Below are 20,450 nucleotides of genomic sequence, written 5' to 3'. Positions count from 1 at the left end.
GCACTGTAATGGCCGCCGTCCACAACGAGAGACAAACGAACCCATGACAGAACCACTGCAGGCGCAGGTGCTGATCGTCGGCGGCGGGCCGGTCGGCCTCACGCTGGCCATCGACCTGGCGCAACGCGGCATCGACGTGCTGGTCACCGAGATCCGCCACCGCGGCGAGCCGCCGAACGTGAAGTGCAACCACGTGTCGGCCCGCTCGATGGAGATCTTCCGCCGGCTCGGCGTGGCGCAGGCACTGCGCGACGCGGGCCTGCCGGCCGACTATCCGAACGACGTGGCCTACCGCACCACGGTGACGGGCCCCGAGCTCTCGCGCATCCCGATCCCCGCGCGGCGCGAGCGCTACACCGCCACCGGCGGCCCCGACACCTGGTGGCCCACGGCCGAGCCGCCGCACCGCATCAACCAGATCTTCCTCGAGCCGGTGCTGTTCGCGCATGCCGAGGCCACGCCGGGCCTGCGCATCCGCAACCGCACGCGCATCGACGACTTCGAGCAGGACGACGAGGGCGTGTGGGCGACCGGCGTCGACCTCGACGACGGCAGCGCGGTGCGCATCCGCTGCAGCTACCTGATCGGCTGCGACGGCGGGCGCTCGACCGTGCGCAAGAAGATCGGCGCCAACCTGCGCGGCACCGACGTGGTGGGCCGCGTGCAGTCAACCTACTTCCGCGCGCCCGCGCTGCTGGGCCTGCTGAAGAACAAGCCGGCCTGGGCCACCTTCGCGCTCAATCCGCGGCGCTGCGGCAACGTCTATGCGATCGACGGGCGCGAGACCTGGCTGCTGCACAACTACCTGCTGGCCGACGAGACCGACTTCGAATCGATCGACCGCGACTGGGCGATCCGCCAGATCCTCGGCGTGGGTGCCGACTTCGAATACGAGGTGATCTCGAAGGAGGACTGGATCGGCCGCCGCCTGGTGGCCGAGCGCTTCCGCGACCGCCGCGTCTTCATCTGCGGCGACGCGGCCCACCTGTGGATCCCGATGGCAGGTTACGGCATGAACGCCGGCATCGCCGACGCGATGAACCTGTCGTGGCTGCTCGCGGGCCACCTGCGCGGCTGGCTCGCCGAGGCCGCGCTCGGCGCGCACGAGGCCGAGCGCCAGCCGATCACCGAGCAGGTCTCGAAGTTCGCGATGAACCATGCGCTGGCCCTGCAGAAGCAGCGCGAGGGCGTGCCCGAGGGCATCGAGGCACCGGGTCCCGAGGGCGACGCGCTGCGCGCCGCGCGCGGCCAGGCGCTGTACGACCTCAACGTGCAGCAGTACTGCTGCGGCGGGCTGAACTTCGGCTACTTCTACGACGCCTCGCCGCTGATCGCCTACGACGGCGAGGCCGCGCCGGCCTACACCATGTACGACTTCGAGCCGTCCACCGTGCCCGGCTGCCGCACGCCGCACCTGTGGCTGGCCGACGGCCGCTCGCTCTACGACGCGATGGCCGCGCTCGGCGAGGGCTACGTGCTGCTGCGCCGCGACCCGGCGCTCGATGTCGCGCCGCTCGTGGCAGCGGCCGCCGCGCGCGGACTGCCGCTGCGCGTGCTCGACATCGACGGCCCCGAGGCCGCCGCGCTCTACGACCGCGCGCTCGTGATCTCGCGCCCCGACCAGCACGTGGCCTGGCGCGGCGATGCCGTGCCGGCCGATCCCGAGGCGCTGGTCGACCTGCTGCGCGGCGCCACGCCCGCGGCCGCTTCCGAATCCAAGAAAGAAAGAGAGACATCCGCATGAACCGCCGCCACGCCCTGCGCCAGCTCGGTGCCCTGTCCGCCGCCGCCTGCGCCGCCGGCCCGCTCGCCGCGCTGGCGCAGAACGACAAGCCCATCACCATCGTCGTTCCCTACGCGCCCGGCGGCACCACCGACATGCTCGGCCGGCTGATCGCGCAGCAGCTCGGCACGGCGCTCGGCCGCACCGTGATCGTCGACAACAAGCCCGGCGCGGGCACCGCCATCGGCGCCTCGCAGGTGGCGCGTTCGGCGCCCGACGGCTCGACCTTGCTGGTGGCCACCAGCACCACGCTCGCGATCAATCCCTGGCTCTACAAGAAGCTCTCGTACGACCCGGCCAAGGACTTCGCGCCCGTGGGCCTGATCGGCGCGGTGCCGCTGATGGTGGTGGTGCATCCCTCGGTGCCCGCGCGCACGCTGGCCGAGCTGGTGGCGCTCGCCAAGTCCAAACCCGAAGGCCTGAGCTACGGCTCGGCCGGCAACGGCAGCCCGCAGCACCTGGGCGCCGAGATGTTCAAGTTCGCCACCGGCACCGCGATGACCCACGTGCCCTACAAGGGCAGCGCGCTCGCGCTCACCGACCTGCTCGGCGGCCAGCTGCAGCTGATGTTCACCGACATCGCGCCGGCGCTGCAGCACGTGCGCAGCGGCAAGCTGCGCGCGCTGGCCGTGACCTCGAAGAAGCGCCAGCCCACCTTCCCCGACGTGCCGACCGTGGCCGAGTCGCGACTGCCTGGCACCGCCGATTTCGAGGCCGTGGCCTGGCAGAGCATCGTCGCGCCCGCGGGCACGCCGGCGCCGGTGGTCGAGCGGCTGAGCCAGGAGATCGCGAAGGTGATCGCCCAGCCCGCGCTGCGCCAGAAGCTCGAGAACGACGGCTTCGAGCCCGGCTCGAGCACGCCCGCGCAGCTCGCGGCCTACATCCGCAGCGAATCGGAACGCTGGGGGCAGGTGATCCGCGCCTCGGGCGCGACCGTCGATTGAGGCAAGCCACCCTGGCCCGCGCGGGCCAGGGTTATCCCGTAGCCGTGTTTTTTTGCCGATCATTTAACATGTTAAATAAATCGATCGACATGAGCACCGCCTTTACCCACCGCAACCTTCCGCGCCTGCTGCTGCAGGCGCGCGAAGCCGTCATGGCCCACACCCGGCCCAGCCTGCGCGTGCATGCGCTGTCGGACCAGCAGTGGCGCGTGCTGCGCGTGCTCGGCGAACACGGCGCGGTCGAAACCGGCCGCGTGGCGCGCGAGGCCTTCATCCTCGGGCCCAGCCTCACGGGCGTGCTCGCGCGCATGGAGCGCGACGACCTGATCACGCGCAGCCGCGACCCGGCCGACCAGCGCCGCACCGTGGTCGAGGCCACGCCGCGCGGCATGAAGCTGGTGAACAAGCTGTCCTCGAGCATCGAGGCGCACTACCAGTGGATGGAGCAATCCCTGGGCAAGGACAAGCTCGGCCAGCTCTACGAGCTGCTCGACGAACTGATCGCACTGGAACAGCCATGAGCCCCCCTTCTTCACCTTCCCATTTCCTTCCCGCCGGCACCGTCTACGGCACGCTGCTCAACTTCCGCGCCGAGGTGGAAGCGCTCGCGCCGCAGATGAGCGCGCCGCCCTACAAGGCGCCGCCCAAGGCCCCGGTGCTCTACGTCAAGACCGCCAACACCTGGAGCCCGCACGGCGCCGCGATCCCGGTGCCGGCGAACGTGCCCGAGGTCGAGGTGGGCGCGAGCATCGGCATGGTGGTCGGCGCCGACGGCGACATCGAAGGCTTCGTGCCGATGAACGACCTGTCGGTGCCGCATGCGAGCTTCTTCCGCCCGCCGGTCAAGTTCAAGTGCCTCGACGGCTTCCTCGGCATCGGCCCCGCGCTGCGCGACGCGCAGGAGGTGGACGATCCCGCGGCGTTCCGCGTCGAGGTGCGCATCAACGGCGAAGTCAGGCAGACGCTGGACTTCTCCACCCTGGTGCGCCCCGCGCGCCAGCTGCTGGCCGAGGTCGGCGAATTCATGACGCTGGCGCACGGCGACGTGCTGATGCTCGGCTGCGGCGCGGGCCGGCCGCTGGCGCGCGTGGGCGACCGCATCGAGATCTCGGCGCCGGGCTTCGAGACGCTCACCAACACCCTGGTTGCAGAAGAAAAGGGAGCCGCCGCATGAAGCACGCACGCATCCGCTACGAGAACGCCGTGCACGAGGCCGTCGAACACGATGGCGCGCTGCGGCTGGCCGATGGCCGCATGGTCGGCTTCGACGCCGTCGACTGGCTGCCGCCGCTCGCGCCCACGCCGCGCCCGCGCACCATCCTCGCGCTCGGCCTCAACTACGCCGACCATGCGAAGGAGCTCGAGTTCAAGGCGCCCGAGGAGCCGCTGGTCTTCGTCAAGGGCGAGAGCGCGCTGATCGGCCATCGCCAGAAGACCTTCCGCCCGGACGGCGTTCAGTTCATGCACTACGAGTGCGAGCTCGCGATCGTGATCGGCAGGACCGCGCGCCATGTGAAGCGCGACGATGCCTACGACTTCATCGGCGGCTACACCGTGGCCAACGACTACGCGATCCGCGACTACCTCGAGAACTGGTACCGCCCCAACCTGCGCGTGAAGAACCGCGACACCTGCACGCCGATCGGCCCCTGGCTGGTCGATGCGAAGGACGTGGCCGACCCGATGGCGCTCGCGCTGCGCACCACGGTCAACGGCCAGGTCACGCAGCAGGGCAACACGCGCGACATGATCTTCGACGCGCCCTTCCTGATCGAGTACTTCAGCCGCTTCATGACGCTGTCGCCGGGCGACCTGATCCTCACGGGCACGCCCGACGGCGTGGTCGACTGCCAGCCCGGCGACGAGGTCGTGACCGAGATCGAGGGCATCGGCGCGCTGGTCAACACCATCGCGGCGGCGGCCTGATTTCCTTCCCGCGCATCCGCACGGCGCGCTTTTCTTTTCCCTTCGTACACACAAGAGATCAGCGGAGACGACACGACATGATCACCGGCAAGAAGCTCCTCCAATCCGTGGCGGCCGCAACGATGGCACTGGCCGTCTCGGCCCTCGCCGTCGCGCAGACCGCCTATCCCGCCAAGCCGGTGCGCTGGGTGGTCGGCTATCCGGCCGGCGGCGGCACCGACTTCCTCGCGCGCACCGTGGGCGCGCAGGTGTCGCAGCAGCTGGGCCAGCCGGTGCTGGTCGACAACCGGCCCGGCGCCGGCGCGATCATCGCGTCGGAGAACGTGGCGCGCTCGGCCGGCGACGGCTACACCGTGTTCTCGGCCGACAACGGCGTGCTGGTCTACAACCCCGCGCTCTACAAGAAGCTGCCCTACGACGCCGAGAAGGACTTCGCGCTGGTCGGCATGATGGGCCGCTCGCCGCTGATCATCACGGCCGCGCCCAACGCCGGCATCGCCGACGCGAAGGCGCTGCTGGCCGCGCTCAAGGCCTCGCCCGGCAAGTACAGCATCGCGACGCCGGGCACCGGCAGTCCGCACCATCTCGCCTACGAACTGTTCCAGCGCGAAGCCGGGGTGTCGATGCTGCACGTGCCCTACAAGGGCGGCGCGCCCGCGCTGCAGGACCTGATGGGCGGCCAGGTCGCGCTGATGATGCTCGACCTGCCCAGCGGCGTGAGCGCGGTCAAGGCCGGCAAGGTGGTGCCGTTGCTCGCCATGTCGGCCGAGCGCGTGCCGCAGCTGCCGAACATTCCCACCGCCAGGGAACTGGGCTTCGCCAACGTCGAGGCCTACACCTGGCAGGGCCTGGTCACGCCCGCGGCCACGCCGAAGGAAGTGCAGGCGAAGCTCGGCACCGAGCTGCAGAAGGCCATGGCCGATGCCGGCGTGCGCCAGAAGCTCTACGACGCCGGCTGGGAGGCCCGCCCCGCCGACGCCACCGAAATGACGCGCTACACCGATGCGGAGCGCAAGAAATGGCATGCCTTGATCAAGGCACGCGACATCAAACTGGACTGAACCGGATTCCCTCATGCAACAGATCGACCATCTCATCGGCGGCAAGTCCGTCAAGGGCTCGGACTACTTCGAGACCGTCAACCCCGCCACGCAGGAAGTGCTGGCCGAAGTCGCCTCCGGCGGCGAGGCCGAGGTGAACGCGGCCGTGGCCGCCGCCAAGGAAGCCTTCCCGAAGTGGGCCGGCATGCCCGCGCCCGAACGCGCGAAGCTGATCCGCAAGCTCGGCGACCTGATCGCGAAGAACGTGCCCGAGATCGCGCAGACCGAGACCAACGACTGCGGCCAGGTCATCGCGCAGACGGGCAAGCAGCTGGTGCCGCGCGCGGCCGACAACTTCTACTACTTCGCCGAGATGTGCACGCGCGTCGACGGCCACACCTATCCCACGCCCACGCACCTGAACTACACGCTGTTCCACCCGGTCGGCGTGTGCGCGCTGATCAGCCCGTGGAACGTGCCCTTCATGACCGCCACCTGGAAGGTCGCGCCCTGCCTGGCCTTCGGCAACACGGCCGTGCTGAAGATGAGCGAGCTGTCGCCGCTGTCGGCCGCGCGCCTGGGCGAGCTAGCGCTGGAAGCCGGCATTCCGCCCGGCGTGCTGAACCTGGTGCACGGCTACGGCAAGGAAGCGGGCGAGCCGCTGGTGGCGCACCCCGACGTGCGCGCGATCTCGTTCACCGGCTCCACCGCCACCGGCAACCGCATCGTGAAGAGCGCGGGCCTCAAGAAGTTCAGCATGGAGCTCGGCGGCAAGAGCCCGTTCGTGATCTTCGACGACGCCGACCTCGACCGCGCGCTCGACGCGGCCGTGTTCATGATCTTCAGCAACAACGGCGAACGCTGCACGGCCGGCTCGCGCATCCTGGTGCAGCAGTCGATCTACGCCGACTTCGCCGCCAAGTTCGCCGAGCGCGCCAGGCGCATCACGGTGGGCGACCCGCTCGACGAGAAGACCATCGTCGGCCCGATGATCTCGCAGGCCCACCTGGCCAAGGTGCGCAGCTACATCGAGCTGGGCCCGAAGGAAGGCGCCACCCTGCTGTGCGGCGGCCTCGAAGCACCGAGCAACCTGCCCGACCGCGTGAAGAAGGGCAACTACGTGGTGCCCACGGTGTTCGCCGACGTCGACAACCGCATGAAGATCGCGCAGGACGAGATCTTCGGCCCCGTCGCCTGCCTGATCCCGTTCCGCGACGAGGCGCATGCCATCGAGCTCGCCAACGACATCCAGTACGGCCTGTCGAGCTACGTCTGGACCGAGAACATCGGCAAGGCGCACCGCGTGGCCGCGGCCGTGGAAGCCGGCATGTGCTTCGTCAACAGCCAGAACGTGCGCGACCTGCGCCAGCCCTTCGGCGGCACCAAGGCCTCGGGCACGGGCCGCGAAGGCGGCACCTGGAGCTACGAGGTGTTCTGCGAACCGAAGAACGTGGCGGTATCGCTGGGCTCGCACCACATCCCCCATTGGGGCGTGGCATGAGCCTGGGTCGTCGCACGTTGCTGCAAGGCACGGCCGCGCTCGCGGCACTGCCGATGCTGGCGCGCGCCCAGGCCGCGTGGCCGGCCCGGCCAGTGCGCATCGTCGTGCCCTTCCCGCCCGGCGGCACCACCGACTTCGTCGCGCGGCTGGTCGGCACCGAGCTCGCGAAGGCCTTGGGCCAGCCCGTGGTGATCGAGAACAAGCCCGGCGCGGGCACGGTGATCGGCGTCGACACGGTCGCCAAGGCCGCGCCCGACGGCTACAGCTTCGTCTGCGTGGCCAACAGCTTCGCGGCCAACCAGACGCTGGTGCGCAAGCTGCCCTACGACACGCTGAAGGACCTGCGCCCGGTGGCGCTGATGGGCATGTCGGAACACGTGCTCGCCACCCATCCGGGCAGCGGCCTCAAGACGCTGGCCGACCTGCGCGACCAGGCCAAGGCCAGGCCCGGCACGCTGAGCTTCGCCTCCTTCGGCAACGGCACCTCGGCCCACCTGTCGGGCGAGATGCTCAAGCTGCAGATGGGCCTGGACATCGTGCACGTGCCCTACAAGGGCCAGGGGCCGGCGCTGACCGACCTGCTCGGCGGCCAGGTCACGATGATGTTCGGCAACTGGCCCGAGTTCCGCGGCCACGTCGAGGGCGGCAAGCTGGTGGCGCTGGGCATGGCGACCGCGCAGCGCTCGCAGTACGCGCCGAACATTCCCACACTGGCCGAACAGGGCGTGGCGATCGAGTCCAATTCGTGGAACGGCCTGCTGGCGCCCGCCGGCACGCCCGACGCCGTGGTGCAGCGCGTGAACGCCGAGGTCAACCGCGCGCTCGCGGGACCGGTGGTGACCGAGGCCTTCCGCAAGGGCGGCATCGCGTCGCTGTCGGGCTCGCCCGAGCGCTTCGCGGTCTTCGTCCAGAGCGAAATCGCGAAGTACGGCGACGTGATCCGCAAGGCCAACATCCAGATCGAGGGCTGACCATGAGCCTCTATGCGATGCAGAAATTCCTGTTCGCGCTCAACCGCGATGCCGAGGTGCAGCGGCGCTATGCCGAAGGCGGCGACACGCGCAAGGCGCTGCTCGGCGGCTACGACCTCAGCGACGAGGAGCGCGAGGCCATCGACAGCGGCGATGTCGGCAAGCTCTACGTGCTGGGCTGCAACGGGCAGCTCTTGATGCACTTCGCGCCGCTCCTGGGCATTCCGTGGGCCGACTACCTCGAGGCCATGCGCGAGGGCGTGCGCAAGTACGGGCCGGTGCGCGCCGGCATCTATGCAATGACGACAAGCACAGACGAAAAGGTGGCGGGCGTATGAGTCTCGTATTCGCAGGCGTTTGCAGCCACGCCCCCGGCATCACCGGCCGCGCGCATCTCGCCGACCCGGCGGTGAAGGACGAGTTCCACGCGCAGTTCCATCGCTTCGGCGAGGCCATGCGCGCGACGAAGCCCGACGCGGTGATCGTGATCGCGGCCGAGCACTTCGCGAACTTCTTCATGAACAACATGCCGGCCTATGCGATCGGCATGGCCGACAGCTACGAGGGCCCGATCGAAGACCCGAAGTGGCTCGGCATCGAGAAGCACACCATTCCGGGCGATGCCGCGCTGTCGCAGCGGCTGATCCGCGAGGTGATGCAGACGGTGGACGTCGCCTATGCCGAGGAGTGGAAGTTCGACCACGGCATCATGGTGCCGCTGAACTTCCTCACGCCGAACTTCGACACCAAGGTCATCCCGGTCAACATCAACTGCCAGGGCCCGCCACTCACGCCGCTGCACCGCGCCTGGGCTTTCGGCGAAGCGCTGCGCCGCGCCTGCGACAAGGTGCCCGAGCGCATCGCGCTGGTGGGCACCGGCGGCATCTCGCACTGGCCGGCCACGCCCGACTCGGGCAAGGTCAATGCCGAGTGGGACGCCGAGTTCATGCGCCGCTGGTGCGCCAACGATCGCGAGGCGCTGCTGTCGCTCGACGACTACGGCGACGAGGCGACCTACCGCGAGGCCGGCCAGGGCGGCTTCGAGATCCGCACCTTCCTCAGCGTGGCCGCGGCCGCGCGCGGCCAGGGCGAGATCTTCCACATGAAGGCCATTCCGATCTTCGCGGTGACCTGCACGGCCGCGACGATGTCGGTGGTTTGAACGGAGCACGACCATGCCGCACCTGGTGATCCTCTACACGCCCAACATCGAGGCCGAGACCGACATGTCGGCGCTGTGCCGCACGCTGGCCGACACCATGCTCGAGCAGCGCGACGAAGCCGGCAAGCCGGTGTTCCCGACCGGCGGCACGCGCGTGCTGGCCTACCCGGCCGCCCACTACGCGGTGGCCGACGGCCAGGCCGACTACGCCTTCGTCTACCTCAACCTGCGCATGGCCTCGGGCCGCTCCGAGGCCGTGAAGAAGAAGGCCGGCGACGAGCTGCTGGCCAAGGTGCGAAGCCACTTCGAGCCCGTCTTCTCGCAACGCCACATCGGCATCACGCTGCAGATCGACGAGAGCCCCGGCCAGGTCTACGACGGCAAGCACAGCAACCTGCATCCCCTGTTCAACAAGAGCTGACCCCACACACACCGCCATGCTTTCTTCCGACACCATCGCCCGGCTCGCGGCCGAACTGCACGAGAGCGAACGCTCGCGCGTGCAGGTCGAGCATTTCTCCAAGCGCTTTCCCGAGATGACCATCGAGGACGGCTATGCGATCTCGCGCGCATGGGTCAAGCAGAAGATCGCCGAGGGCCGCGTGGCCAAGGGCCACAAGATCGGCCTGACCTCGCGCGCGATGCAGCAGTCGAGCCAGATCACCGAGCCCGACTACGGCACGCTGCTCGACGACATGTTCTTCGAGCAGGGCTCCGACATCCCGTTCACGCGCTTCATCGCGCCGCGCATCGAGGTCGAGCTGGCCTTCATCCTCGGCAAGCCGCTCAAGGGCCCGGGAGTGACCATCTTCGACGTGCTCGCGGCCACCGACTACGTGGTGCCGGCGATCGAGATCATCGACGCGCGCATCGAGCAGTTCGACCGTCACACCAAGGCGCCGCGCAAGGTCTTCGACACCATCGCCGACAACGCGGCCAATGCCGGCATCGTGATCGGCGGGCGGCCGGTGAAGCCCGACGCGGTCGACCTGCGCTGGGTCAGCGCGCTGCTCTACAAGAACGGCGTGATCGAGGAATCGGGCGTGGCCGCGGCCGTGCTCAACCATCCGGCCACCGGCGTGGCCTGGCTCGCGAACAAGCTCGCGCCGTGGGACGAGCACCTGGAGGCCGGCGAGGTCGTGCTCGGCGGCTCGTTCACGCGCCCGACCACCGCGCTGCCCGGCGACACCTTCCATGCCGACTATGGCCCGCTGGGCGCCGTGTCGTTCCGCCTCGTCTGACCTTTTCGGAATCCTCCATGCACACCCCCATCAACCTGTTCAAGAAGGCCATGGCCGAGAAGCGCGCCCAGATCGGCCTGTGGGTCGGCCTGGCCGACGGCTACGCGGCCGAGATCCTGGCCGGCACCGGCTACGACTGGCTGCTGGTCGACGGCGAGCACGCGCCCAACGACGTGCGCTCGGTGCTCGCGCAGCTGCAGGGCATCTCGAGCGCCTGGTCGGCGCTGCCCGAGGGCGCGACCCGGCCGCAGCCGATCGTGCGCGTGCCCGTGGGCGACACCACGCTGCTCAAGCAGTACCTCGACATCGGCGCGCAGACGCTGCTGGTGCCGATGGTCGACACCGCCGAGCAGGCCGCGCGCATGGTGCAGGGCATGCGCTATCCGCCCGAGGGCATCCGCGGCATGGGCAGCGCGCTCGCGCGGGCCTCGCGCTGGCAGGCCTATCCCAATTACCTGCACGAGGCCAATGCCCAGACCTGCCTGCTGGTGCAGGCCGAGACGGTGGAGGCGATGAAGAACCTCGACGCGATCGCGGCCACGCCCGGCGTCGACGGCGTGTTCATCGGCCCGGCCGATCTCTCGGCCTCGATGGGCTTCGTCGGCCAGCCCAACCATCCCGAGGTGCAGGCGGTGATCGCCGACGCGGTCGCGCGCATCCAGAAGGCCGGCAAGGCCGCGGGCATCCTCTCGACCACCGAGGAGCAGGCACGCAAGTGGCTCGCGGCCGGCGCCACCTTCGTGGCCGTGGGGGTGGACACCATCGTGCTGGCCGCGGCGGCGAAGCAGCTGCTCGCCAAGTACAAGGACCGTGCAGCAAGCCCCGAATCGTCGAGCTATTGAGCCGCGCCCGGACCGCTGTCGCCTTGAACGCATGATAAATTTGACGTACGTTAAATCCATCGTACTTCAATGAAAATCAATCCAGGCGGAGCGCTGGCGCTCGAAGACATCGTCGGCAGGGACGCCCTGGTCGCCCAGGTCATGGACGCCCTGGAAACCCAGAGCCTGCAACTGGTCGCGGAGCGGCGCATGGGCAAGACCCATGTGCTGAGCAAGCTGGAGGCCCAGCGGCGCGATGGCTGGGTCATGGTCAAGCGCGATCTCGAGGGGGTCCGCAGCGCGAACGAGTTCGTGCAGTACGTGATGGCGGATCTGCACCCGCTGCTCGGCAAGCTCAAGAAGTTCAGGGAATGGCTCGCGGGCATCGGCTCGGAAGCGGCCGGGCTGAAGATCGGCCCGGTCACGTTCCCCAACTTCACGGCCAAGACCTGGAAGCAGGGCCTGGTCGATACCCTGGCGCACCTCGGTGAATCGGCGCAGACCGAGCAGGTGGTCTTCCTGTGGGACGAGCTGCCCATGATGCTGCAGAACCTCGCGAAGACCGCGCCGCAGGAGGCGATGGAACTGCTGGACGTGCTGCGCAGCATCCGCCAGCAGAACCCCAAGGTGCGGATGGTGTTCACCGGCTCGGTCGGCCTGCATCACGTGGTCCGCCATCTGAAGCAGCAGGGCTATGTCAATGCGCCGGTCAACGACATGGCCACGATGGAAGTCCCGCCGCTGGCCCATGCCGATGCGGCCTCGCTCGCTCTGCGGCTGTTCAACGACAACCGCATCGCGCTGGCCGACGATGCCGTGGCGGATACGGTGGCGACGCAGGTGGACGACATCCCGTTCTACATCCACCACGTGCTGAGCAAGCTCAAGTCGAAGCATGCGGGCTCGGGCTATCGCGTGACGAGCGACGACGTGCGCAAGGAAGTGGCCGAGGCCATCCGGTCCGCGCTCGATCCCTGGCATCTGAAGCACTACGAGGAGCGAACGCAGGAGTACTACGCCGGCGACCGCGCCGCTTGCCACGCCCTGCTGGACGCGGTGGCCTCCACGCCGGCTTCGATGCCGATGCAGTCCGCCATCAACCGCGCCAAGGGCACCGTTGCGGCGCTGGAGCGGGAGAGTTGGCTCGAGCTCACGCACCTGCTCGAGCGCGACTACTACTTCGTTCGCGATCCCGACAGCGGCAACCTTCGCTACAAGTTCAGCATCGTGGCGCGCTGGTGGCGCTGGCATCGCGGTGTGTCCGTGAATGACGGAGCCGGCGCATGAAGAAGACCGCCAAGCCCTCCGCGATGCCGACGCCGATGACGCAGAAGGCGTTGTACCTGTCGCACTTCACGCCGAGCATGATGCAGCCCGACACGCTGCAGCAGATGCTTGTGCAACGACAGCCGCTGATCGACGCGTGCTACGACGACGTCGTGCACAGCGTGACCACGCGGTCGAAGCACCACTACCTCTTCGTCGGTCCGCGCGGCATCGGCAAGACGCACCTGGTCTCGCTCCTGCATCACCGGCTTTCCCAGTCGAAAGAGGTTCGCGAGAAAGGCTTGATCGCCTGGATGCGCGAAGAGGAATGGGGCGTGACCAGCTTCTTCGAGCTGGTGCTGCGCATCCTGCGCACGCTCGACCAGAAGCATCCGGACCTGGGCATCGCGGCGCGCACCACGCCGCTGTACGAGCTGACGCTCAAGCAAGCCGAGGCACAGGCCTCGTCGCTGCTGCTCGACGTGCTCGGCGACAAGACGCTGATCGTGCTGCTCGAGAACCTCGACGACCTGTTCGACCAGTTGGGCGACGCCGGGCAGCGGCAGTTCAGGGCCTTCATCCAGAACCATCCGCAGCTGGTGCTGGTCACCACGACGCCCTCGTTGTTCGCGGGCGTGAGCCTGCAGAAGTCGCCGTTCTACGGCTTCTTCGATATCCAGGCGCTGAAGGAATTCAGCCTCGAGGACGTTGTCGATCTGCTGAAGAAGATCGCCGTGGAACGCGGCGACGAGGCGCTGGCCGAATTCATCGGAACGCCCGAAGGCCATGCACGCATCCGCGCCGTGCATCACCTCGCGGAAGGCAATCCGCGCATCTACGTGATCTTTGCGCAGTTCCTGAGCCGCGAGGCGCTCGACGAACTGGTGCAGGCCGTGATGCACACGCTGGACGAACTCACGCCCTACTACCAGGCGCGGATGAAGGAGCTTTCGGGCCAGCAGCGGAAGATCGTGGAATACCTCGTCAGCTATCGCGGCGCGGCACCGGTCAAGCAGATTGCCAAGGCCTGCTTCATCACGCACCAGACCTGTTCGGGGCAGCTCAAGCAACTGCGCGAGAAGCGCTATGTGCGTTCGATCGAGCAGGGGCGCGAGAGCTACTACGAGCTGACCGAGCCGTTGATGCGGCTTTGCATGGAGGTCAAGTCGCAGCGTGGGGAGCCCATTGGCTTGTTCGTCGAGATCCTTCGCATTTGGTACACGGAAGCGGAGTTGAGCGAGTGGCTGGAGGGCTCTCGCGCCAAGGGTTCCATCGAGGAACAGTATGTGCGGCGAGCGTTGGAGCTGACGAAAAAGAGTACTGGTATTGATCCCATCCTGATTGCCCAGATCAAAGCCTTGTCAGCATCCATCCGCGACACGGCTCCGGAAAAGACATCCAGTGTCTTTGACGAGATCTACGCGCGATCCCCAATGAATAAGAAAAGCCGAGAAGCCAGGGCTCTGGTGCTACTCAGTGTGCATTGGATTGTCCCGTCATCTCAAAAAAACTTGAAGACGAGCGTCAACGACCTCGAATCCGATCTGCAAAGCGCCGTCGAATCTGGCAGGGCTGAACTTTCCCATTCCAATGCGTACCAGACTTACCTGGGGCATTTGGCAGCAGCTATCGGCCTTGTTCAACTGGAAGAGCGCAAGGCAGAGACAACGGCATCCATGCTTGTCGAAAGCCTAGACGTTTTCCCCTCGCACGCGGCGGTCGCACTACTTCACTCTGGCATTCAAGCGATCCATGACACATCGAGACGGCAAGCATTCCTGGCAACCTTCGACGCTATCTTCCAGATCGCATCGCAAGGCATCCAACCCGAAGTAAGCAGAGTTTTCATTCGTCTGTTCCAAGCGATCGTCAATTGGAAACGTACGAACAACGAGAAAGAACTTTTGGTTCTGTCCAGAGAGGAGCGAAATCTCGTGATGAACCTCCCTCCGTTCGAAGCGCAGATCACATACACACCAGAGGCCACTGAATGAATTCGATACGCATACTTTTTTTGGCAACCACCGCCATCTTGGCCTTGCTCCTTACCGCCTGCGCCCAACTGCCCGCCACCGGCCCCGGAGCCCAACAGGAAGCCAACCGCCAGGCCGTCCTGGCCTTCTACGAGAAGGGCCTGAACCAGAAGGACGCCGAGGCCGCGCTCCAGTACGTGGGCAACCGCTACGTGCAGCACAACCCGACCGCGGCCGACGGCCCCGAGGGCTTTCGCAAGTTCATCGCCTTCCTGCGCGAGAAATTCCCGAACTCGAAGAGCGAGATCAAGCGCAGCTTCGCCGAGGGCGACTACGTGATCCTGCACGTGCACGCGGTGCGCGAACCGGGCACGCGCGGCAACGCGATCGTCGACATCTTCAAGCTCGAGAACGGCAAGATCGTCGAGCACTGGGACGTGATCCAGCCGGTGCCCGAGACCGCCGCCAACAGCAACGGCATGTTCTGACCCTTTTCTTCTCCTTTCCGAGCCAGCCCGCCGCCAGCCGATGACCACGCCCACCGATCCCAAGCCGCCGCGCTTCCGTTCCGCCACCATCCGCGAGGGCACGATTCGCGCTACCACGCGCAGCTTCCTGCATGCGCTGGGCCAGGACGACGAGGACATCGAGCGTCCGCACGTCGGCGTGTTCCACACCGGCGGCGAGATGAGTCCTTGCAACCTGAACCTGCGCGAGCAGGCGCAGCATGCCAAGACCGGCATCTACGCGGGCGGCGGCACGCCGCACGAATGCCCGGTGGTGTCGGTCAGCGACGGGCTGACCATGGCGCACTCGGGCATGCGCTTCTCGCTGATCTCGCGCGAGCTGATCGCCGACAGCGTCGAGGCCTCGGTGCGCGGCCACCAGTGGGACGGCATCTTCGCGATCGGCGCCTGCGACAAGAACCTGCCGGGCCTGATGATGGGCATGGTGCGCTGCAACGTGCCGAGCGTGTTCGTGCACGGCGGCTCGGCGCTGCCGGGCCAGATGCCCGGGCCCGACGGGCGCGACCTCAACGTGGTCGACACCTACGAAACCATCGGCAAGGTGCTGGCCGGCACGGCCACGCACGACGAACTCGACGCCATGAGCCGCGCCTGCCTGCCCACGGCCGGCGCCTGCGCAGGCCAGTTCACGGCCAACACCATGGGCATGGTGTCGGAGGCGCTGGGCCTCGCGCCGATCGGCTCGAGCATGGTGCCGGCCGTGTTCAGCGAGCGTGCGCCGCTGATGCGCCGCGCCGCGAAGACGCTGATGAAGGCGGTGATGGGCGACAGCCCGCTGCCGCGCGAGATCGTCACGCGCAAGGCGCTCGAGAACGCCTGCGCCGTGGTCTCGGCCACCGGCGGCTCGACCAATGCCGCGCTGCACCTGCCGGCGATCGCGCACGAGGCCGGCATCCGCTTCCACCTCGACGACGTGGCCGAGGTGTTCGCGCGCACGCCGCTCATCGCCGACCTGCGCCCGGGCGGGCGCTACCTCGCGCGCGACGTGTTCTACATCGGCGGCGCCGGCGTGATCCTGCGCACGCTGCTCGAGCAGGGCTTCCTGCACGGCGACGTGCTCACCTTCACCGGCCGCACCATGGCCGAGGAACTGGCCGACGCCCTGGCGCCCGACGGCCGCGTGGTGCGCGAGGCCGGCAACCCGATCACGCGCGACGGCGGGCTGGCGGTGCTCAAGGGCAACCTCTGCCCCGACGGCGCGCTGCTCAAGACCGCCGGCCTGCAGACGCTGGTGCACCGCGGCCCGGCGCGCGTCTTCGATTCGGAGGAACAGGCGCAGACGGCGGTGCAGAACCGGCTGTACGAGGCCGGCGACGTGATCGTGATCCGCAACGAGGGCCCCAGGGGCAGCCCCGGCATGCGCGAGATGCTGGGCATCACCGCCCTGCTCTACGGCCAGGGCATGGGCGACAAGGTGGCGCTGCTGACCGACGGACGCTTCTCGGGCGCCACGCGCGGCCTGTGCATCGGCTATGCCGGGCCCGAGGCGGCCGACGGCGGCCCGATCGCGGCGCTGCGCGACGGCGACCTGATCGCGATCGACGCGCGCGCGGCGGCGCGCACCATTTCGGTGGAACTGACGGACGAGGAGATCGCGCGGCGCCTCGCCGGACGTGAGGTAAACGCGGGGGTCCCGCGCGGTGGCTTGCTGGAAAAATACGCGCTCACCGTGCGCCCGGCCCACCAGGGCGCGGTGACCCATTCGGGCGCGGTCACCTGGCTGCGCGACGAGTCCTGACCCCCAACCACCGTTACCCGGAGACAGAACCATCATGAGCTTCACCCGCCGCCAGCTGCTGCAGTCCACCGGCGCCTCCGCGCTGCTTGCCGGCATCGGCCAGCGCGCCTTCGCGCAGGCCGGCATCGAGACCGCGACCATCGTCACCGGCTTCGCGGCCGGCGGCACCTCGGACACCATCTGCCGCCGGGTCGCGACCAAGCTGAGCCCCGACTACGCGCGCGCGGCCGTGGTGGAGAACCGCACCGGCGCGGGCGGCCAGATCGCGGTCGGCTACGTCAAGGGCCGGCCGGCCGACGGCACCACGATCCTGCAGACGCCGACCTCGATCCTCACGATCTACCCGCACATCTACAAGAAGCTGCCGTACGACCCGATGGTCGACCTCACGCCCGTGACCATCGGCTGCATCTTCGACTTCGGCTTCGCGGTCGGCCCGGCCGTGCCGGCCAGCGTGAAGACCGTGCCCGAGTTCCTGGCCTGGGCCAAGGCCAACCCGGCCGGCGCCAACTACGGCTCGCCGGCGGCCGGCTCCACGCCGCACTTCATCGGCGCGCTGCTCGGCAAGAAGGGCGGCGTCGAGCTCAAGCACGCGGCCTACCGCGGCACGCAGCCGGCCATGCTCGACCTGCTGGGCGGCAACATCTCGGCGGTGTCGGGCCCGATCGGCGACATCACGCAGCACCTGCCCACGGGCAAGGTGCGCATCCTCGGCGTCTCGGGTGCCAAGCGCAGCCGCTTCGCGCCCGACGTGCCGACCTTCGGCGAGCAGGGCATCCAGGACATGGCGCACAGCGAATGGTTCGCCTTCTTCCTGCCGGCCAAGGCCTCGCCCGAGCTGGTCGCGAAGCTCAATGCCTCGATGAAGAATGCGCTGGCGCAGAAGGACGTGGTCGACGGCCTCGGCACCTTCGGCCTGGAAGCCATGTCGTCCACGCCCGCCGAGCTGACCGAACTGTTGAAGAAAGACACCGCCAAGTGGGCGCCGATCGTCAAGGAAGTCGGCTTCACCGCGGAAGGCTAACCGTATGAAGGAACTGCAATGACCTCTCTCGCCACCACCACGCCGTCGTCCGCGTCGGCCCTGGTCCATCCCTCGATCCATCCCGACGAGCGCGCCGCGCGCGAGGAGCTCGCGGCCTGCTACCGCATCTTCGCGATGCTGGGCTGGACCGAGATGATCTACAACCACATCACGGTGCGGCTGCCCGACAGCGTGACCGGTGGCGAGAAGCAGTTCCTGATCAATCCCTTCGGCCTGCACTACAGCGAGGTGACGGCCAGCAACCTGGTGAAGATCGACCTGCAGGGCCGAGTGCTCGACGGCTCGACCTTCCCGGTCAACCCGGCCGGCTTCACGGTGCATGCCGCGATCCACGACGGCCTCGAGGGCGCCCACTGCGTGATGCACACGCACACCACCGCGGGCGTGGCCGTGGCCTGCCTGCAGGGCGGCCTGCAGCAGACCAACTTCTACACCGCGCAGCTGCACGGCATGGTGGCCTACCACGAGTTCGAGGGCATCACCATCCACGCCGACGAGGGCCCGCGCCTGCTGCAGAGCATCGGCGACCGCAATGCCGTGATCCTGCGCAACCACGGCCTGCTGGCCTGGGGCCAGACGCTGCCGCAGACCTTCGCGATCCTCTGGACCCTGCAGCGCGCCTGCGAGATCCAGATGGCGACCTTCTCGATGGGCGCCGCGATCCCCGTGAGCGAGGAGATCGCGCGCCGCTGCACGCGCGACGCGCTGCAGTTCAGCCCCGCGCACGGCGCCGGCCAGGACGTGTTCAATGCCCTGGTGCGCCAGGTCGACCGCATCGATCCTTCCTACCGCGCCTGACCGCTACGATCCGACCATGAAGATCTGCATTTACGGCGCCGGCGCGATCGGCGGATGGATCGGCGTCGGCCTCGCGCAAGCGGGCCAGCGCCTCAACGTGGTGGCGCGCGGCGCCACGCTCGAAGCGCTGCGGCGCGACGGTCTCTCGCTGATGCGCGGCGACGTGCGCACGCGCGTGCCGGTCAACGCGGTGGCCGACCCCGAGGAACTCGGCGTGCAGGACCTGGTGGTGATCGCCGTCAAGGCACCGGCGCTGGCCGGGGTGGCCGAGCGCATCGCGCCGCTGATCGGTGCCGACACCCTGGTGCTGACCGCGATGAACGGCGTGCCCTGGTGGTTCCTCGAGGGCGGTTTCGGCGGCCCCATCGCGGGCCACCGCCTGGGCGCGGTCGACCCCGACGGCGCGATCGCGCGCGCCATTCCCGCCGCCAACGTGATCGGCGGCGTGGTGCACTGCAGCTGCTCGCTCGACGCGCCCGGCGTGGTGCGGCACCACTTCGGCAACGGCCTGATCGTGGGCGAGCCCTCGGGCGAGGCCACGCCGCGCGTGCAGAAGCTGGTCGAGCTGCTGCAGGCCACGGGCATCGAGACCACGCTGTCGCCGCAGATCCAGCGCGACGTCTGGTTCAAGCTCTGGGGCAACATGACGGTGAACCCGATCAGCGCGCTGACCGGTGCCACCACCGACCTGATCATGGGCGACGACTACGTGCGCGGCTTCATCTCGGCCGTGATGCTCGAGGCCAAGGAGATCGGCCGCCGCATCGGCATCGAGATCGCGCAGAGCCCGGAAGACCGCCATGCCGTCACGCGCAAGCTCGGCGCCTTCAAGACCTCGATGCTGCAGGACGTGGAGGCCGGCCGCTCGGTCGAGCTCGACGCCCTCGTGACCGTGGTGCGCGAGCTCGGCGAACTGACCGCCGTGGCGACGCCGTTCACCGATGCGCTGCTGGGGCTGGCGCGCCTGAAGACGCGGCAGCTGGGCCTGTACTGAGCGGCGCTGGCGCTACGCCAGCGTGCGCAGCGCGGCCTCGAGCACGCGCGCGTGGTCCCGCGGATGCGCGGGCAGCCATTCGTGCAGCTTGTGGCCCGCGCCCGCGAGCCGCAGCACTTCCACGCTCTTCGCGCGCCGCGCCCGCTGCGCGTACTGCGCGAGCACCGCGGCGGGAATGACCGCGTCCTCGTCGCCGAGCACCAGCAGCAGCCGGCCCTCGAAGCGATCGAGCGCGGCGAAGGCCGGCGAGGCCGCGTAGTCTTCGTCGCGGGTCGCGCGCAGGAGGCCCTGGAAGCGCGGGCCGAAGGGCGCGTCCTCGGCCTCGGCCACGTAGGCGGCCGGGCAGAACAGCACCAGCGCGGGCGGGTTCAGCACGGGAATCAGCGCACAGGCAATGTGGCCGCCCATGCTGCTGGCGATCAGCGACAGCGGCCGGTCCGGCGCCACCTGCGCGGCGACGGTCCGCGCCTGCGCCACGCGGTGCGCGAGGCTCGAGCCCTCGAGCTGCCCGCCGCTCTCGCCATGGCCGCAGAAGTCGAAGGAGGCGCAGGGCACGCCGCCCTGCACCAGGCCGTCGAGCAGGTAGCGGATGCCGCGCCGCGAGGCCTGGACGCCACCGCCATGCAGCGCCAGCACGCGCGGCGGCTCGCCCGCGGCATTCGGAAGGATCGAGCCCCGCAGGGTGTGGGGGCCATGGGCCACGGAGAAATCGGTCATGCG

General features: G+C 68.6%; 21 protein-coding genes. 20 read left to right on the top strand and 1 reads right to left on the bottom strand.

Annotation, left to right across the window (positions count from 1 at the left end; translation table 11 throughout):
- Window positions 1-43: 43 nt before the first annotated feature.
- The 20 genes from BM109_RS15295 (at window position 44) to BM109_RS15200 (ending at window position 19,730) form a co-directional block, all read left to right on the top strand.
- A complete protein-coding gene (locus tag BM109_RS15295; protein ID WP_093343994.1) occupies window positions 44-1,744 on the top strand; it encodes an FAD-dependent oxidoreductase in 1,701 nt (566 codons plus the stop codon).
- Entirely contained in the window at window positions 1,741-2,727 is a 987-nt protein-coding gene (locus BM109_RS15290) for a Bug family tripartite tricarboxylate transporter substrate binding protein (RefSeq protein ID WP_057592757.1), read from the top strand. The genes BM109_RS15295 and BM109_RS15290 overlap by 4 nt, the downstream gene beginning before the upstream one ends.
- 89 nt (window positions 2,728-2,816) lie before the next feature.
- The gene (gene hpaR / locus BM109_RS15285; RefSeq protein WP_093343992.1) at window positions 2,817-3,248 is read left to right on the top strand and encodes a homoprotocatechuate degradation operon regulator HpaR; all 432 of its coding nucleotides are present in this window, start codon (window positions 2,817-2,819) and stop codon (window positions 3,246-3,248) included.
- Window positions 3,245-3,901 carry a fumarylacetoacetate hydrolase family protein gene (locus BM109_RS15280; protein ID WP_093343991.1) on the top strand — a complete coding sequence of 219 codons (657 nt, stop codon included), beginning with the start codon at window positions 3,245-3,247 and terminating at the stop codon, window positions 3,899-3,901. Before hpaR ends, BM109_RS15280 begins: the two co-directional genes overlap by 4 nt.
- Window positions 3,898-4,653: a fumarylacetoacetate hydrolase family protein gene (locus tag BM109_RS15275; protein WP_093343989.1), complete on the top strand. Its 756-nt coding sequence runs from the start codon at window positions 3,898-3,900 to the stop codon at window positions 4,651-4,653. Before BM109_RS15280 ends, BM109_RS15275 begins: the two co-directional genes overlap by 4 nt.
- Window positions 4,654-4,730: 77 nt before the next feature.
- Window positions 4,731-5,714, top strand: coding sequence for a Bug family tripartite tricarboxylate transporter substrate binding protein (locus BM109_RS15270; protein WP_093343987.1), 984 nt, complete (start codon window positions 4,731-4,733; stop codon window positions 5,712-5,714).
- 13 nt (window positions 5,715-5,727) lie between these two features.
- Window positions 5,728-7,194: a 5-carboxymethyl-2-hydroxymuconate semialdehyde dehydrogenase gene (hpaE, locus tag BM109_RS15265; protein WP_093343986.1), complete on the top strand. Its 1,467-nt coding sequence runs from the start codon at window positions 5,728-5,730 to the stop codon at window positions 7,192-7,194.
- Window positions 7,191-8,165, top strand: a complete 975-nt coding sequence (locus BM109_RS15260) for a tripartite tricarboxylate transporter substrate binding protein (RefSeq protein ID WP_093343984.1) — start codon at window positions 7,191-7,193, stop codon at window positions 8,163-8,165. The genes hpaE and BM109_RS15260 overlap by 4 nt, the downstream gene beginning before the upstream one ends.
- A gap of 2 nt (window positions 8,166-8,167) precedes the next feature.
- A complete protein-coding gene (locus tag BM109_RS15255; protein ID WP_093343983.1) occupies window positions 8,168-8,503 on the top strand; it encodes an aromatic ring-opening dioxygenase subunit LigA in 336 nt (111 codons plus the stop codon).
- Window positions 8,500-9,327, top strand: coding sequence for a DODA-type extradiol aromatic ring-opening family dioxygenase (locus tag BM109_RS15250; RefSeq protein ID WP_093343981.1), 828 nt, complete (start codon window positions 8,500-8,502; stop codon window positions 9,325-9,327). The genes BM109_RS15255 and BM109_RS15250 overlap by 4 nt, the downstream gene beginning before the upstream one ends.
- A gap of 13 nt (window positions 9,328-9,340) precedes the next feature.
- Entirely contained in the window at window positions 9,341-9,748 is a 408-nt protein-coding gene (locus tag BM109_RS15245) for a 5-carboxymethyl-2-hydroxymuconate Delta-isomerase (RefSeq protein ID WP_093343980.1), read from the top strand.
- Between the two features lie 16 nt (window positions 9,749-9,764).
- Window positions 9,765-10,568 (top strand): 2-oxo-hept-4-ene-1,7-dioate hydratase, encoded by an 804-nt coding sequence (gene hpaH / locus BM109_RS15240; RefSeq protein WP_093343978.1) that lies wholly within the window; start codon window positions 9,765-9,767, stop codon window positions 10,566-10,568.
- 17 nt (window positions 10,569-10,585) lie between these two features.
- Window positions 10,586-11,410, top strand: coding sequence for a 4-hydroxy-2-oxoheptanedioate aldolase (hpaI, locus tag BM109_RS15235; protein ID WP_093343977.1), 825 nt, complete (start codon window positions 10,586-10,588; stop codon window positions 11,408-11,410).
- Between the two features lie 69 nt (window positions 11,411-11,479).
- Complete coding sequence (locus BM109_RS15230; RefSeq protein WP_093343975.1) at window positions 11,480-12,676, top strand: ATP-binding protein; 1,197 nt, start codon at window positions 11,480-11,482, stop codon at window positions 12,674-12,676.
- Window positions 12,673-14,649 (top strand): hypothetical protein, encoded by a 1,977-nt coding sequence (locus BM109_RS15225; RefSeq protein ID WP_093343974.1) that lies wholly within the window; start codon window positions 12,673-12,675, stop codon window positions 14,647-14,649. Before BM109_RS15230 ends, BM109_RS15225 begins: the two co-directional genes overlap by 4 nt.
- Window positions 14,646-15,116 carry a nuclear transport factor 2 family protein gene (locus BM109_RS15220; protein WP_093343972.1) on the top strand — a complete coding sequence of 157 codons (471 nt, stop codon included), beginning with the start codon at window positions 14,646-14,648 and terminating at the stop codon, window positions 15,114-15,116. The genes BM109_RS15225 and BM109_RS15220 overlap by 4 nt, the downstream gene beginning before the upstream one ends.
- Before the next feature lie 40 nt (window positions 15,117-15,156).
- Window positions 15,157-16,893, top strand: coding sequence for a dihydroxy-acid dehydratase (gene ilvD / locus BM109_RS15215; protein WP_093343971.1), 1,737 nt, complete (start codon window positions 15,157-15,159; stop codon window positions 16,891-16,893).
- A 34-nt stretch (window positions 16,894-16,927) separates the two neighbouring features.
- On the top strand, window positions 16,928-17,917 hold the full coding sequence (locus tag BM109_RS15210) for a Bug family tripartite tricarboxylate transporter substrate binding protein (protein WP_093343969.1): 990 nt from the start codon (window positions 16,928-16,930) through the stop codon (window positions 17,915-17,917).
- Window positions 17,918-17,935: 18 nt separating this feature from the next.
- Entirely contained in the window at window positions 17,936-18,736 is an 801-nt protein-coding gene (locus tag BM109_RS15205; RefSeq protein WP_093343968.1) for a class II aldolase/adducin family protein, read from the top strand.
- Window positions 18,737-18,752: 16 nt separating this feature from the next.
- Complete coding sequence (locus BM109_RS15200; RefSeq protein ID WP_093343966.1) at window positions 18,753-19,730, top strand: 2-dehydropantoate 2-reductase; 978 nt, start codon at window positions 18,753-18,755, stop codon at window positions 19,728-19,730.
- A gap of 12 nt (window positions 19,731-19,742) precedes the next feature.
- Here BM109_RS15200 and BM109_RS15195 read toward each other — a convergent pair whose 3' ends face one another.
- Complete coding sequence (locus tag BM109_RS15195) at window positions 19,743-20,447, bottom strand: alpha/beta hydrolase (RefSeq protein WP_093343965.1); 705 nt, start codon at window positions 20,445-20,447, stop codon at window positions 19,743-19,745.
- Window positions 20,448-20,450: the final 3 nt, after the last annotated feature.

This window comes from Variovorax sp. PDC80, assembly GCF_900115375.1.
In the GTDB taxonomy this organism is placed as follows: Bacteria; Pseudomonadota; Gammaproteobacteria; order Burkholderiales; family Burkholderiaceae_C; genus Variovorax.
Note: the sequence above shows the minus strand (reverse complement) of the source record. Positions and strands in the feature narration are given on the sequence as shown.